General features: G+C 44.1%; 14 protein-coding genes. 11 read left to right on the top strand and 3 right to left on the bottom strand.

Annotated elements, in window-relative coordinates; translation table 11 throughout:
* Nucleotides 1-4 precede the first annotated feature (4 nt).
* From AC1DU2_RS10965 to AC1DU2_RS10925, 9 genes are all read left to right on the top strand, one after another.
* Complete coding sequence (locus tag AC1DU2_RS10965; RefSeq protein ID WP_439696945.1) at nt 5-193, top strand: hypothetical protein; 189 nt, start codon at nt 5-7, stop codon at nt 191-193.
* Complete coding sequence (locus AC1DU2_RS10960) at nt 190-1,092, top strand: cbb3-type cytochrome c oxidase N-terminal domain-containing protein (protein WP_477367540.1); 903 nt, start codon at nt 190-192, stop codon at nt 1,090-1,092. Before AC1DU2_RS10965 ends, AC1DU2_RS10960 begins: the two co-directional genes overlap by 4 nt.
* 2 nt (nt 1,093-1,094) lie before the next feature.
* On the top strand, nt 1,095-2,465 hold the full coding sequence (gene ccoG / locus AC1DU2_RS10955) for a cytochrome c oxidase accessory protein CcoG (protein ID WP_477384330.1): 1,371 nt from the start codon (nt 1,095-1,097) through the stop codon (nt 2,463-2,465).
* 4 nt (nt 2,466-2,469) lie between these two features.
* A complete protein-coding gene (locus AC1DU2_RS10950; protein ID WP_477384328.1) occupies nt 2,470-2,892 on the top strand; it encodes a FixH family protein in 423 nt (140 codons plus the stop codon).
* Nucleotides 2,889-3,578 carry a sulfite exporter TauE/SafE family protein gene (locus AC1DU2_RS10945; RefSeq protein ID WP_477384326.1) on the top strand — a complete coding sequence of 230 codons (690 nt, stop codon included), beginning with the start codon at nt 2,889-2,891 and terminating at the stop codon, nt 3,576-3,578. Before AC1DU2_RS10950 ends, AC1DU2_RS10945 begins: the two co-directional genes overlap by 4 nt.
* A gap of 180 nt (nt 3,579-3,758) precedes the next feature.
* Entirely contained in the window at nt 3,759-4,499 is a 741-nt protein-coding gene (locus AC1DU2_RS10940) for a YoaK family protein (RefSeq protein WP_477367552.1), read from the top strand.
* A gap of 425 nt (nt 4,500-4,924) precedes the next feature.
* Nucleotides 4,925-5,272: a hypothetical protein gene (locus AC1DU2_RS10935; protein ID WP_477367191.1), complete on the top strand. Its 348-nt coding sequence runs from the start codon at nt 4,925-4,927 to the stop codon at nt 5,270-5,272.
* A 9-nt stretch (nt 5,273-5,281) separates the two neighbouring features.
* Nucleotides 5,282-6,316, top strand: coding sequence for an alcohol dehydrogenase AdhP (adhP, locus tag AC1DU2_RS10930; protein ID WP_477384324.1), 1,035 nt, complete (start codon nt 5,282-5,284; stop codon nt 6,314-6,316).
* Nucleotides 6,317-6,639: 323 nt separating this feature from the next.
* Nucleotides 6,640-6,795: a Sec-independent protein translocase subunit TatA/TatB gene (locus AC1DU2_RS10925; protein ID WP_147052303.1), complete on the top strand. Its 156-nt coding sequence runs from the start codon at nt 6,640-6,642 to the stop codon at nt 6,793-6,795.
* A 402-nt stretch (nt 6,796-7,197) separates the two neighbouring features.
* Here AC1DU2_RS10925 and AC1DU2_RS10920 read toward each other — a convergent pair whose 3' ends face one another.
* The 3 genes from AC1DU2_RS10920 to AC1DU2_RS10910 are packed head-to-tail and all read right to left on the bottom strand — an operon-like array spanning nt 7,198 to nt 9,165.
* Nucleotides 7,198-7,899, bottom strand: coding sequence for a pirin family protein (locus AC1DU2_RS10920; protein ID WP_477384321.1), 702 nt, complete (start codon nt 7,897-7,899; stop codon nt 7,198-7,200).
* Nucleotides 7,862-8,413, bottom strand: a complete 552-nt coding sequence (locus AC1DU2_RS10915; protein ID WP_477384319.1) for a hypothetical protein — start codon at nt 8,411-8,413, stop codon at nt 7,862-7,864. The genes AC1DU2_RS10920 and AC1DU2_RS10915 overlap by 38 nt, the downstream gene beginning before the upstream one ends.
* An 11-nt stretch (nt 8,414-8,424) precedes the next feature.
* Complete coding sequence (locus AC1DU2_RS10910; RefSeq protein WP_477384317.1) at nt 8,425-9,165, bottom strand: dioxygenase family protein; 741 nt, start codon at nt 9,163-9,165, stop codon at nt 8,425-8,427.
* A 184-nt stretch (nt 9,166-9,349) separates the two neighbouring features.
* Between AC1DU2_RS10910 and AC1DU2_RS10905 the strand changes: the two genes are divergently transcribed.
* Together AC1DU2_RS10905 and AC1DU2_RS10900 are read left to right on the top strand one after the other, a co-directional pair.
* The gene (locus tag AC1DU2_RS10905) at nt 9,350-9,967 is read left to right on the top strand and encodes a phosphatase PAP2 family protein (protein ID WP_477384315.1); all 618 of its coding nucleotides are present in this window, start codon (nt 9,350-9,352) and stop codon (nt 9,965-9,967) included.
* An 82-nt stretch (nt 9,968-10,049) separates the two neighbouring features.
* Nucleotides 10,050-11,372 (top strand): NHL domain-containing protein, encoded by a 1,323-nt coding sequence (locus AC1DU2_RS10900; RefSeq protein ID WP_477384313.1) that lies wholly within the window; start codon nt 10,050-10,052, stop codon nt 11,370-11,372.
* Nucleotides 11,373-11,775: the final 403 nt, after the last annotated feature.

The raw sequence follows: 11,775 nt of genomic DNA, 5'->3' as shown, positions 1-11,775 counted from the left end.
CACCATGTTTAAGCAATTTACAGAAAACATCAACGCAAACCAGGCATACCTGCTTTTCTCGTTGGGGATATTCTTTGTGTTTTTTATTGTAGTAACCATCATGCTCATTCGCATCCGGAAGCCACATGTTCAATATATGAGCGATTTGCCATTAAAAGATAGTTTAACAGATCAACAACCTTTTCAATCATGAAGTACCACCGCATTATATTAATATCAGCATTTGTTTTAGTTATTCAGCCTGCCATGGCAAGCGACGGCCTTATTCCGGGTGATGTAATGAATTATATTGCCTATGGTGTTATTGTTGGTATGCTGCTGCTTTTTTTAATAGCTATGATGGTGCTGGTGAAAACATTTAATGTTTTAGCACGCGTAATGCTTAAACAGCAGGGATTATCAGATGCCGAGATAGCCGCGCAAATGAACCCCGTTAAGGAAAAGAAGAGCAAAAAACCAAAAGCAGAAGTTTGGCAAAAGCTTCTTTCACTCAGGCCCCTGGAGGAAGAACACGAACTCCTTATACAGCATGATTACGATGGCATACAGGAACTTGACAACCCAATACCGGGCTGGTTTATGTACTTGTTTTATGGCTCTATTGTTTTTGGGATAGGCTACCTGCTTAACTACCATGTATTTAAAACCGGGCAGTTGCAATATGCCGAGTATAAAACAGAAATGGCGCAGGCCGACATCGAAAAAAAGGCATACCTGAGCAAAGCTGCCAACCGGGTAGATGAAAACACTGTAAAACTGGTGAAAGATCCGGCAGTAATTGCATCTGGCGAGGGTATATTTAAAACCAACTGCGTTGCCTGCCACGGCGATCATGCGCAGGGAAATGTTGGCCCCAACCTTACAGACGATTTTTGGCTTCACGGTAACAAAATAAACGATTTGTTTAAAACCATTAAATACGGTGTACTTGCCAAAGGTATGCCTACCTGGGAAAAACAATTATCGCCAAAGCAAATTGCCGATGTGGCCAACTACGTTAAATCATTACATGGTACTCACCCCGCAGGCGCAAAAGAGCCGCAAGGCACAAAAGAGGCCGATACAGACGATAAACTTGCAGCAAATAAATAATCATGGACGGATTACTGGTAGCGAAAGAGACGAATAAGCGCAAATGGATATACCCGCTAATCCGCAAAGGGAAATTATATAAATGGCGTTCATGGATTAGTTATGCCTACCTGCTACTATTTTTTGCAGGGCCGCTTATCAGGATCAACGGGCAGCCATTGTTGCTGCTGAATTTTGTGGAAAGGCATTTTGTTATCCTGGGGCAGGTTTTCTGGCCCCAGGATATCTTCTTGTTTGTTTTGGCATCACTTGTATTTGTGGTTTGCGTAGTGTTGTTTACCATCGCTTTCGGCCGTGTTTTTTGCGGCTGGATTTGCCCGCAAACCATCTTTATGGAAATGTTTTTCAGAAAGATTGAAAACTGGATTGAGGGTGATGGCAGCAAACAAAAAAAATTAGATGCAGGCCCCTGGACCAGGGAGAAAATACTCAAAAAAAGCGGCAAGCATTTGCTGTTCATTATATTCTCGTTCCTGATAGCCAACACCTTTTTAGCTTACCTTGTAGGCAGTGATGTGCTGTTTAAAATAATAACCGAGCCGGTGCAATTGCACCTGGTTGGCTTTTTAAGCATCTGGGTTTTTACAATTATTTTTTACCTGGTTTACAGCCAGGTAAGGGAGCTGGTTTGCACGGTGGTATGCCCATACGGACGCCTGCAAGGTGTGCTGTTAGATAGGGACACCCTGGTAGTAGCTTATGATGAGGTTCGCGGAGAGCCAAGAGGAAAGCTTTCAAAAACAAGCGATAACAGCGCAAAAGGCGATTGTGTAGATTGTGGCCTATGCGTAGCGGTTTGCCCTACGGGTATCGATATCAGGCAGGGCACACAAATGGAGTGCATTAATTGTACCGCCTGTATTGATGTATGCAACGAGGTAATGGAAAAGATTCATAAGCCATTGAACCTGGTAGGGTTTTACTCGGAAAATATGATCCACAAACAGCAAAAGCCGGCATTTACCGGCAGGATGATGGGCTATAGCGGGATTATTGTGGTGATGATGACGGTGCTTTGTTATTTCATTTTTAGCAGGGGCGATATGGACCTGGCGGTTATGCGCAGTGCAGGCATGCTGTACCAGGAACAAAAGGGCGGCTTGATAAGTAATATTTATAATGCCGAGGTAATCAATAAATCAAACCAAAGCCGCGATATCGTGATACAGCCCAATGATCCGGCTATAAAAATTAAATATATCCAGGCACCGGGCAAAATTGCGGCGGGCGCATCTGTTAAAACCGTATTCTTCCTGATGATTCCGGCTTCGCATATCAAGTCGGCAAAAACGGATGTTAAAATCAACCTGTTATTAAATAACAAAGTAATCCAAACGGTCAGTACAGCATTTGTAGGGCCATCAAATGACTAAGAATATGAATTGGGGAAAAGGAATAGTTGCAGGCATGGCCATGTTCATGCTGTTTATCATATTTATGTGTGTACGGATGTTTGCTTTACCGGCCGATGAATATGACCACCATTATTATGAAAAAGGGCTAAACTTTGATAAAGATTATGCAAAAGAAAAGCAGGTTGTTACCGACCATGCCCAGCCTGCAATCCGGGTAAACGGCAAACAGGTCAGTATTGCATTTACAGCACCTGCAACAGGTAGCGTTAAATTTATACGCCCCTCCAGCCAGGCGCTTGATAAAACCTTCCCCATAAACACCGAACTTGACAGGGTTGCCAACGTATCTGCTACGTCCCTTGTTAAAGGCCGCTGGCATATTGTACTGGAGTGGCAAAGCAACCGCAAAGCGTACCTGTACGAAAAGGAGGTGGATATAGAATGAGTAGTAACCAGGTAGCCCTTTTTATTGGCCTGTTTGGCAGTGTACACTGCATTGGTATGTGCGGACCGCTTGCTTTTGCGGTACCATCCTTTCATTCGCGATGGTGGATGGTGGTAGTTGATAAATTTGTTTACAATGCCGGGCGCGTTATAACCTATACCCTGCTGGGCTTTCTGATTGGCTTATTGGGCAGACAGCTTTGGCTGGCCGGCTTACAGCAAAGTGTGGCTGTAATTAGCGGCATATTAATTATCATGGCGGGTTTTTCGCGTATGTTTAAAGTCAGGTTCAGTCAAAGTAAGCTGATGCCCAAAATGTTGACGCCAATCAATAAGCTTATCGGTTTCGCGCTGAAACATAAGGCAGGCCATTTCGCAGTGGGTTTACTCAACGGTTTCCTGCCCTGCGGCTTTGTTTATCTTGCACTTATCAGCGCCGTAAATACCGACTCTGCCTATTCATCTGCCCAATATATGTTTTGGTTCGGGGTGGGCACTTTCCCGTTAATGCTGCTGGCTACAGTAAGCATGGGTTTTATTGGCCCACAGGTACGCCGCCGCATTAATATGGCCATGCCTTACCTTATGGTTTGTTTAGGTTTGTGGTTTGTGTTGCGCGGATTAGGTTTAAATATCCCCTACTTAAGCCCTGCCAAACAATCGCAGGGAATAACCAATTGCCCTTAGGATAGTCCTTAGTCGAAAGTTTTAAGTTCTAAGCCAAACATGGCAATTCAGGCTCAAAGCTTAAGACCACATCCTTTTAGACTTAACAATAATATTTGTCGAAAGGCTCAGGTTCTAAATCAAAAATGGCAATTTAGGCTTATGACTTAAAACTAATTACTTACGACTTATCTATAACGAATGCTGAGACACCTGGGTACCAAAAGAACGTATAATCACAACGTAAAGCTGGCTTCGCTGCTCGGGCTTACGGCGGGTTTTGTAAATGCGGCCGGGTTTCTTGGGTTTAGCGTACTTACCACCAATGTAACCGGCCACGCGGCATTGTTTGCAGAGCAAATTGCCCTGCAAAATTGGCAAACAGCCAGAGTAATTGCCCTATGGATGTTCCTTTTTTTAGCCGGGGCCTTTGTATCAAGCTTTATTGTTTCCCGCATCGGCAAAAACCAACAGTACTCTTATGTAATCCCTATTTTAATTGAAACAACCATACTGCTCAGTGTAGCCGTGTTTGGCTACCGGTACGATCATAGCTTAGTAGGCAAAGAGATATTTGCCGGTAGCCTGCTGTTTGCCATGGGCCTGCAAAACGCGCTGGTATCAATGGTTTCTGGCTCGGTTGTACGCACCACACACCTTACTGGTACATTTACCGACCTGGGGATTGAACTTGCCCAGTTTTTACGCCATAAAACAGAAGACAGGACGGCCCTAAAAGTTAAAATAAAACTACGGGTGGCTATTATTTTTTTCTTTATGTGCGGAGCTTTGGCTGGTGCCTATATTTTTCGCTGGCTGCATTTTTATTGCTTTTTTATCCCTGTTATCATCTTAATATACACCCTGTTATATGACATTTTTCGCATCGCTGTTAAACAATATTACCGGAGCTTGCAGGGGCGTCTGAAAAAATCAGTTTAAGTAATTCTATCGAATTTTTTTTAATTTCCTCCCCATCGGCTAACTTGTTCCCGCATCTTTTTAGTTCAACAAAAATGTCATTTCGAACGAGCCCAGAGGGGGAATAGAGCGGTGGGGTGAGGAGAAATCCTAGACGCCCTGCAATCCCAAAAACCTATCGAATTGCAGGGCGTCTGGGATTTTTCGCTACGCTCAAGAGGTAGTTTCTCTTTCGCGCCCTGCTCTTTCCGACCCGCTCTATCGAAATGACAATTTCTTTTATCTAAAGGATGTGTGCAGATGGCAAGGAATCGCACATTCCCCCCCCTYCTTTTTATTTCCTCCAAACACCCTTGATGTGACGATCATCACTTTTTGGGGTGCCTGTTGTCATGGTGCACCCTGTTAATTCCAGGGATATTTGCGGTATAAAAATCAATTGAATCATGGAAACTACAATGAGTACCCGTGTCCAATGGACCGCCCAACCAACTACAGAAAAAAACACCAATGACTTAGCTAACAAATGGAACACTTTTGTTAACAGCCAAACCGACAACAAAACATTATGGTTTTTGGTATCACTGGTTTTTCAGGGCGTTTTTTTTCTGCCGGTACCCGCCATTTTAATATATTACTTTAATGCGCCAGTACTTGTTTTGGTTGTGACCTTAACCTTATTTTTTGCCAATATTATAGCCGGCATGGGCGGCGCCGGCATTAAAACCCTGCTTACCCTGTTTGCTGCAAGCATAGCGCTTCATGCGTTAATGCTCATTGCCTTCACCATATAATTTATATTTATGATTCCTCAAAAAATGAAAGCCGCCGTGATACGTGAGTTTGGCGCACCATTACAAATTGAAGATGTGGAGGTTAAAACCCCGAACGCCAACCAGATACTGGTTAAAGTAATTTCATGTGGTGTTTGCCATACCGATTTACACGCCTGCAATGGCGACTGGYCGGTAAAACCAAAACTGCCCCTTATACCGGGCCACGAGGCTATTGGCTATGTGGTAGCAATAGGCGCCGATGTTAAAAACGTAAAAGAAGGCGATATTGTAGGCGTACCATGGCTTTACAGTGCCTGCGGCTGCTGCGAGTTTTGTATTACAGGCTGGGAAACACTTTGCGGAACACAGCAAAATGGCGGCTACAGTGTAGATGGCGGCTTTGCCGAATATGTTCTGGCCGATCCGCGTTATGTGGCTCACTTTCCGGCGGGGATCAATTTTACCAAGATGGCGCCAATTATTTGTGCCGGTGTTACTGTGTATAAAGGACTAAAAGAAACTGAAGTTAAGCCAGGCGAATGGGTTGCTATATCCGGCATTGGCGGCTTAGGGCACCTTGCCGTACAATATGCCAAAGCTATGGGCATGCATGTGGCTGCAATTGATGTTGCCGATGATAAACTGGAACTTGCAAAAAAGCTGGGAGCCGAACTGGTTGTTAACTCCAAAGAGCAGGATCCCGGCGCGTATCTGCAAAAAGAAACCGGGGGAATGCATGGGGTATTGGTAACTGCAGTATCACCAATAGCTTTCAGCCAGGGCATATCGGCGCTGCGCCGCAAGGGTACTATCGCGCTGAACGGCTTGCCTAAAGGCGCCTTTGATTTGCCGATATTTGAAACCGTGCTTAACCGCTATACCGTAAGAGGATCAATAGTTGGTACCCGTAAAGATATGGAAGAAGCTATTGCGTTTGCAGTTGAAGGCAAGGTTAAGGCAACCGTGCATGCCGCTAAATTAGAGGATATCAACACAGTATTTGATGATATGAAAGCCGGTAAAATTGACGGCCGCGTTGTGTTGGAGATAGCCAAGCCATAAAAATTCCACCCAAAAAACACCATCATAGCCCAAGTAAAAGCCAGGAACTTAAGTGTTGCCTGGCTTTTGTTTGGGTTAAAAAACTACCGGCTTAAGCTTAAAGCAAATACGTAAAGTTAAAAGTTGTCTTTATTCATAAATACAGTTTATAGCTGGTTACTATATCTGCATATAAATATTAAACATCGGGGGTCCCGGGGAGAACCGATTCATCGGCACAAATCAGCACCTCACCGATACAATGTCTCCAATAATATGTGGCTTTGGTACTTTTAGGTTAATAAAGGATTAGTAATTAAAACATTCATCAAAAAAACTTAATTATGGGATTAGGAGCACCTGAAATAATACTCATCATTATTGCAGTATTGTTATTATTTGGCGGCAAAAAAATCCCTGAGCTTATGCGCGGCATGGGCCAGGGGTTAAAGGCATTTAACGACGGTAAAACCGAAAAAGACGCAGCCATTAAAGAATAATTTAACTAAAAAAAGGAAAATCCAAAAAGGCGCATGAGTTATCTCGATGCGCCTTTTTTGCTTGCAAAACACGGTCAAGCTTTCACAGCATTATTATCAGTAAATGTAGTCCCTATGAACAAGGTGTGGACACATCTTTTTAACAAAGAAAAATTGTCATCTCGATAGAGCTTGCGGGGGAATAGAGGGGAGCGAAAGAGAAATCTTCGAGGATTTCCATGCACTTGGCACCGTTGTATAGCATATCGTCGAACATTACTCCTCACTCCGGCGCTCAATTCCCACCCCGGTTCGTTCGACAACAGGTTTTATTAATTGATGCGATTCAAAAGACGCGGTTACATCGTAAGACCTTGAAGTGGCGCGAAAGATTTCGGATATTCAAATACCCGGCAGCCCTTTTTATCCCTCCATCTCCAAAACCAGCATCACTGCGCTATTGCTTAAAGCTTCCATATCCACTTCTAGCAGGCCCCACAGAGCAAGGCCGTCGCGTTCGTGCATCAGGCGGCCTTGTAGCTCAAAGGCGCCGGCAATTACAAACGCATAAAACAATGAGCCAGGAGTTTTCAGGCGATAAAACGCATCAGCGCGGCCATTAAACCGGCCGATGTGCAGGTTAAAAGGCAGCCTGAATAAAGTAGGGATAATACTTATCAATTCATTTTGCCTGCCCTCAAAATCAAAGTTAAAAGTTTGCTTAAAAAACGGGAACACTTCTGTATCAGCGCCTATCTGCAGCTGCAAAAAGTTAACCCAATCATTTGGGTATGGGTTATTTAAAGTTAAAATATCGCCGCTGTTTGCATAATTTATATAAACCTCACCTACATCAACTACCGTGCTTTTCCCTTCGGCATCCTCAACAAGCAGGGCGCCGGTTACGGGCACCGTTACAAAATAGCAGGCGTTTTGTACCTGTATGGTAATTGATTTAGCGGCGGCCAAAATCTCATCGTTAAATACACGCAGGGGGCCAAAAGCCTTACGATGCTCATTAAAATGCCCATCGTAATTAAAAGTGCTGCACCGCCTGAAGGTATTATTTTGGGTAATTACCCGCTGATCAGCAAGGTGAATCTGCCCGGGTGAGGTCTTTTCCATGTTGTTGTAACTTTTGGAGTGAATGAATATTTACGTATGGCGGCAGTTTGAACAGGTTGCTCAACACTTCTTCATCGCCCATTGCATCGGGCCGGTAATCGGCTACCAGTAAAAAATCGGCAACGGTATCGTGCCAAACCAGTGCCTCTGTATAAAAATTAACTGCCACCTGGTGCCGGGCTTTGTCGTTAATATCAGAGTTGATGACCTCGAACTGAAATTTATTGAACTTTAAAAAACGCTTACCCACGTTATTAAGCACATCGGGCACTATACCACCTAACTGCTGCAAATACCCGGTTATAGCCGGGGTAACCATACCGGCAAGCCTTTGGGCCTTTGGCACGTGTTTTAGCAGGTCGGCATAACTGGTAAAAGCGGTATCGTGGCTATAGTTTTGGGCCTGCATTTTAAACTCCAGGTACGATGCCTCAAACACTACCTTATCCCATTGTTTGGCTGAGTTTAAATCGATAATTTTTCGATAGCAAAGTGTAATTACGCGGGTGTCCATGTTATTTCTGGTTAAGCAGGTACGCTCATGCTGATTGATAATACAAAGCCGGCAGTTTTGCTGCCGGTTATGGTGGCCAGTTCAAGGGTATAGCCATCGCTGAACACGCCATCGGTAGCGTTATAGGTATAACCGCTCATTCCTTTACTATAGCCTGCCACAGTAGCTAAAGCCGTGCCTGTTCCTTCAGGAAAAGCTATTTGTGTAACCTTTAGTGATGTACCTGCCGAATTGTATATATGCACGTGAATATGTGTGGCACGGCCGGTATACCAACCCGGGAAGATAGAGGTAAAAGAAACCAGGCCATTAGCATCGGTAGTTTGCCTGCCACGTAAAAAATGCACCGAAGTGTAATTGGTAGATTGTGAGCCGCTGCCGCCATACTCCGAATAATTACCTTCGGCATCGCAGTGCCAGATATCAACCAGCGCGCCCGATAAGGCATTGCAACTGTTATTGCTGTTGTTAACAGTAATATTAACTGTCATTTTATAACCGGTACGGTCGCTGGTAATATCACTCCGCACATATGATGCCGGTGAATGGGTTGGATAAGGCCCCTCGGTTTCAGTTTCAATCACACTGCAGGTGCCTGAGCTGGAACTTGACCCGGATGAACTGCCCGACGACGAAGTGGTGCCTGATGTACTGCTGGTGGTAACAGTTGAGTCTTTTTTGCAGGCTTCAACCAATACCGATGTAGACACTGCGCCGATCATCAGGCTTTTTAAAAAATTTTTACGTTCCATGATTTTAATCTTTTTAGTTTATATTTTGTGATGCTGGTTAACGACTCAAAAGTAAAATGTATCAGGAAAGTGACATACCATGTGTCGGTAAGCGAGAGTTTTGTGTCGATGAAAAGATAAGCCAGCTAAATAATTCGTTGTAAATAGCCCTATATTGGGGCAATACAAATCCTTAAAACTAAAAATGGCAGTGCGCAGGTATTCATGTTTCAGATTTTTGGTCATTGCGCTTTCATGGCAACTGCTTTTATGCCTGCATATTAACACCGCCACCGCCCAGTTACGTACCCCACGATTTGATGATGCCATCATGATAGATTTACAGGAACACCGTACCCCGGCCCAAACCGGCTTTTTCCTGTTTATGAGCAATCACCTGGAATACGGTAATATTGGTATACCGGCAGGCTTGCTGGTTGGTGGCATCGTCGGCAACAATAAGGAGATGCGGCAAAATGCGCTGTACGTGGCCAGTAGCACAGCTATCTCTGCCGGGTTAACCCAACTTATCAAAGTGCTGGTAAAGCGGCCGCGGCCATTCATCCAGAATATCAATATCACACCCGTTTATCGCCCGGGGAATTACTCTTTTCCATCGGGGCATAGTTCATCATCGTTTGCCACAGCAACTGCTTTATCGGCCGCTTACCCCAAATGGTATGTGATAGTCCCGGCCTATTTATGGGCAGGCTCAACCGCGTATTCAAGGATGTACCTGGGGGTGCATTACCCCACAGATGTGGCTACGGGTGCTGGATTAGGAGCTGCGAGCGCGTTGCCGATGTTGTTTTTGAAAAAATAGTGTTTTTGGCGATTTTTAAATTTAATCATCCTCCATTACCAGAAATTTGTTATTTTAGGATAAAATATTACTAAATCTTATCATGACATTCTCTTTAGTAAAACTAAAACCTGCTTATTTATTCTTGCTTTTTCTATCAATGGTTATTGTAAGCTGTTCAAAAAAAGGCTCGGACCCAGCGCCACCTGTTGATAACACTCCAAAAGTTACTATCACATCATTAAGTGTAAATACAGGTGTATATGATACAGAAGTGGTTATCACCGGTACCAATTTTAGCGCAACATTGGCCGACGACCAAGTGTTTTTTAATGGCAAAGCTGCAACAGTAAGCGCAGCAACCGCAACAAAGCTTACCGTAAAAGTTCCGTTGGCGGCCGGCAGCGGGGCAGTAAGTGTGAAGGTTAGCGGCGGCACAGCTATAACAGGGCCAACTTTTACCTATCAGCAATCATGGCTGGTGAGCACTTTTGCAGGTGGCAGTACTTACGGTTACGCGGATGGTGCAGCAGCGGATGCTAAATTCTTCACGCCATCAGGATTGGCGTTTGATGCAGCCGGAAATTTAATTGTATCTGAGAACGGCAATAACGATATCAGGAAGATCGCCACTGACGGAACTGTAAGTACAGTTGCAGGCAGCAGAAGAACGGATAAGAATGATGGCAAAGGAACCGAAGCGAGCTTTTATGGTCCGACGGGGTTAGCTATTGACCCGGCGGGTAATATCTATGTTGCTGATTACTATAATGACCTTATCCGGAAAATAGATCCATCAAATAATGTCACGACTTTTGCGGGAGGAGGAAACGGACTGGCTGATGATGGCAAGGGAGCAGCTGCAAGTTTTTTTGGCCCAGCCGATATTAAAATTGATGGTTCGGGTAATTTTTTTGTAGCCGATTTAAATAATGAACTTATCCGAAAGATAACACCTGATGCCAATGTTGGTACATTTTCAAAAGTAGTGTTAAATCCCAAGTCAGGCACCCGATATAGCCCGGTAAGCCTCGCGTTCGATAAAGACTATAATTTGTATGTATCGCTTGAGCTGGGTTACAACATACAAAAAATCAGCGCTACTGGCGTAATTTCTACTTTAGCTGGTAATGGCCTATTTGGCACAACCGACGGACAGGGAAGTAGTGCCCGATTTGCAAGGCCCTATGGCTTGGCAGTTGATAAAGACGGTAATATTTATGTAGCCGATTTTCATAGGATAAGGAAGATTACTCCAGCTGGTCAGGTAACAACATTTGCAGGCTTTGAAGTTGGAGGCTTCGCTAACGGCCCAGCAACCAAGGCGTTCTTTAATAATATTGCAGGTATTGCGATAGATAAGCTCGGAAATATATTTGTAGCAGATAGCGGTAATCAGCAAATCCGCAAAATTGCATTTGAATAGCCACCTATTATAACGTCAAACTTTCAGAAAAATGCCCGGCGCCAACCGGGCATTTTTATCATATAACCGCTATCCCATCAAGGCAACCGGGGCTGATTAAAATTTCAAGTTTCAATCCTGAAATTCAAAAATCATCTGCACATCTGCCATTTGAAACAGGGCTGACGCATAAGAAACGTTAAAAACGGGAGGTGTTGCCAACAAAATGTTGATAAAGAGGTGATAAGTTTAAGGGTTGCGGTTGTCAAAAAGGCTTTCAAGTTTTTTTCTTTGTAAAAAAGAATATGCCCACATCCCTTCACGATCATTTCAGATGGATACCCGATCCACGCACGGGCAATAATAAGAAGCATAATTTACTGGAAGTAATCATTTTATCGGTCTTGGCAGTGTTATGTGTGTG

The organism is Mucilaginibacter sp. P4_C11, from assembly GCF_056402115.1.
This window is presented reverse-complemented; position numbering and strand designations above follow the sequence as displayed.

What these genes read in the sequence shown, in the direction of transcription:
- AC1DU2_RS10920 (WP_477384321.1), bottom strand. Translation starts at nt 7,899, where the DNA reads ATGGAAAAGACCTCACCCGGGCAGATTCACCTTGCTGATCAGCGGGTA.
- AC1DU2_RS10900 (WP_477384313.1), top strand. Translation starts at nt 10,050, where the DNA reads ATGACATTCTCTTTAGTAAAACTAAAACCTGCTTATTTATTCTTGCTT.
- AC1DU2_RS10960 (WP_477367540.1), top strand. Translation starts at nt 190, where the DNA reads ATGAAGTACCACCGCATTATATTAATATCAGCATTTGTTTTAGTTATT.
- ccoG (WP_477384330.1), top strand. Translation starts at nt 1,095, where the DNA reads ATGGACGGATTACTGGTAGCGAAAGAGACGAATAAGCGCAAATGGATA.
- AC1DU2_RS10915 (WP_477384319.1), bottom strand. Translation starts at nt 8,413, where the DNA reads ATGGACACCCGCGTAATTACACTTTGCTATCGAAAAATTATCGATTTA.
- AC1DU2_RS10925 (WP_147052303.1), top strand. Translation starts at nt 6,640, where the DNA reads ATGGGATTAGGAGCACCTGAAATAATACTCATCATTATTGCAGTATTG.
- AC1DU2_RS10945 (WP_477384326.1), top strand. Translation starts at nt 2,889, where the DNA reads ATGAGTAGTAACCAGGTAGCCCTTTTTATTGGCCTGTTTGGCAGTGTA.
- AC1DU2_RS10935 (WP_477367191.1), top strand. Translation starts at nt 4,925, where the DNA reads ATGGAAACTACAATGAGTACCCGTGTCCAATGGACCGCCCAACCAACT.
- AC1DU2_RS10905 (WP_477384315.1), top strand. Translation starts at nt 9,350, where the DNA reads ATGGCAGTGCGCAGGTATTCATGTTTCAGATTTTTGGTCATTGCGCTT.
- AC1DU2_RS10940 (WP_477367552.1), top strand. Translation starts at nt 3,759, where the DNA reads ATGCTGAGACACCTGGGTACCAAAAGAACGTATAATCACAACGTAAAG.
- AC1DU2_RS10965 (WP_439696945.1), top strand. Translation starts at nt 5, where the DNA reads ATGTTTAAGCAATTTACAGAAAACATCAACGCAAACCAGGCATACCTG.
- AC1DU2_RS10910 (WP_477384317.1), bottom strand. Translation starts at nt 9,165, where the DNA reads ATGGAACGTAAAAATTTTTTAAAAAGCCTGATGATCGGCGCAGTGTCT.
- AC1DU2_RS10950 (WP_477384328.1), top strand. Translation starts at nt 2,470, where the DNA reads ATGAATTGGGGAAAAGGAATAGTTGCAGGCATGGCCATGTTCATGCTG.